The organism is Nocardiopsis protaetiae (assembly GCF_045446735.1).
GTDB lineage: Bacteria > Actinomycetota > Actinomycetes > Streptosporangiales > Streptosporangiaceae > Nocardiopsis > Nocardiopsis protaetiae.
In genome coordinates, this window is the sequence record NZ_JBJJBV010000503.1 from 1 (window position 1) to 1,873 (window position 1,873).

A 1,873-nucleotide genomic window follows, 5' to 3' on the forward strand; every position below is an offset into this window, starting at 1 on the left:
GGCCCCGGCCGCACCTTTGAAGGCGCACCGCGCGCGGTCGCGCCCTCGACGGCCCGCCGCGCGCTGCGCCGGGCCCGCACCTGGCTGCCCGGGCTGCTGCTGGTCTCCCCGTCGATCCTGCTCATCGGGGTGTTCGTCTACGGCATGATCGGCTGGAACCTCCGGCTGGCGCTCAGCGACAAGCACGCCCCCGTCCAGGAGGGCGAGTTCGTCGGCCTGGCCAACTTCGTCGCCCTGTGGCAGGAGGCCCGCTGGCCGGCCGCGGTGAACAACGCCATCGTGTTCACGGTGGTGTTCGTCGGCGGCGCCCTGCTGCTGGGGTGGCTGCTGGGGTTGCTGCTGGACAAGGGCGTCCGCGGCGAGCCGGTCTTCCGCACCCTGTTCCTGGCGCCGATGGCGGTGTCCTTCATCGCCACCGGTGTGGTGTGGCGGTGGCTGATGAACCCTGCCCCCGCCGAACGCGCCACCGGCCTCAACGCCCTGTTCGTCCACCTCAACCTGGACTTTTTGGTCAACGACTGGTGGACCGCGCCGGACTTCGGCATGGCGGCGATGGCGCTGCCCGCGATCTGGCAGCTGGCCGGGTACATCATGGCGCTGTTCCTGGCGGGCTTCCGCGGGGTGCCCGAGGACCTGCGCGAGGCGGCCCGGGTGGACGGCTGCTCGGAGTGGGGCGTGTACCGGCACGTGGTGATGCCCCAGCTGCGGCCGGTGCTGCTGAGCGCGGTGATCATCCTGGGGCACATGTCGCTGAAGGTGTTCGACCTGATCATCGCCATCGCCGGGAAGCAGATCATCGCGGACGTGCCCGCGGTGTACATGTGGGCGATGGTGTTCGAGGTCCGCGACCCGGCCAAGGGCGCGACCATCGCCTCCTACCTGCTGTTCGCGGTGGCGCTGTTCGTCGTCCCGTACCTGGTGTGGACGGTGCGCAAGGAACGGAGCGAGGGCCGTTGAGTGTTCAGAGCGCACCCGAGCGGGTGATCGCGCCGGGCGGCCGGGCGGCGGGGACGACCCGGCGCGGGCAGGCCGTCAAGTTCGCCGTCCTGTTCGGGCTGGCGGTGCTGTTCCTGCTGCCGATGTACGTGCTGCTGGTGACCGGGTTCAAGCCCTTCGCCGAGGCCACCGCGGCCCGGGCCTGGTCGCTGCCGCAGACCTGGAGCGTGGAGGGCTGGGCGGCGGCCTGGGAGGCCCTGGCCTCGGGGCTGCGCAACAGCGTGATGGTGGCGGTGCCCAGCGCGGTGGTCTCGGCGGTGCTGGGGTCGATGAACGGGTTCGTGATGGCGCGCTGGCGGTTCCCCGGCGCGGACACGGTGTTCACCCTGTTCCTGTTCGGGATGTTCATCCCCTACCAGGCGGTGATGATCCCGCTCCAGCAGCTGCTGGTGAGCGCGAACCTGATGGGCGGGGTGTTCCCGCTGATCCTGGCGCACACCGTGTACGGGATCCCGATCTGCACGCTCATCTTCCGCAACTACTACGCGAGCATCCCGCACACCCTGATCGAGGCGGCCCGGGTGGACGGGGCGGGGATGCTGCGCACCTACGCGTCGGTGGTGCTGCCGGTGTCGGCGCCGGCGTTCGCGGTGACGCTGATCTGGCAGTTCACCTCGGCGTGGAACGACTTCCTGTTCGCGGTGTTCCTGACCGGCCCCAACAGCTGGCCGGTGACGGTGCAGCTGAACAACGTGGCCGGGTCGATGGTGGTGCCCTACAACCAGCAGATGGCGGCGGCGGTGCTGGCGTCGCTGCCCACCCTGGTCGTGTACCTGGTGCTGGGCCGCTACTTCATGCGCGGCCTGATGGCCGGTGCCCTCAAGGGCTGAGGCAGGCGTCCTCAAGGGCCGAACCAGGCGCGCGGCGGGGCCGCGGG

The 1,873-nt window shown here is 70.6% G+C and carries 2 protein-coding genes; both read left to right on the forward strand.

Annotated features, from left to right (window positions below):
- Window positions 1-63 precede the first annotated feature (63 nt).
- Complete coding sequence (locus ACJOT3_RS34345) at window positions 64-957, forward strand: carbohydrate ABC transporter permease (RefSeq protein WP_406977303.1); 894 nt, start codon at window positions 64-66, stop codon at window positions 955-957.
- Window positions 954-1,826, forward strand: coding sequence for a carbohydrate ABC transporter permease (locus ACJOT3_RS34350; RefSeq protein WP_406977302.1), 873 nt, complete (start codon window positions 954-956; stop codon window positions 1,824-1,826). Before ACJOT3_RS34345 ends, ACJOT3_RS34350 begins: the two co-directional genes overlap by 4 nt.
- Window positions 1,827-1,873: the final 47 nt, after the last annotated feature.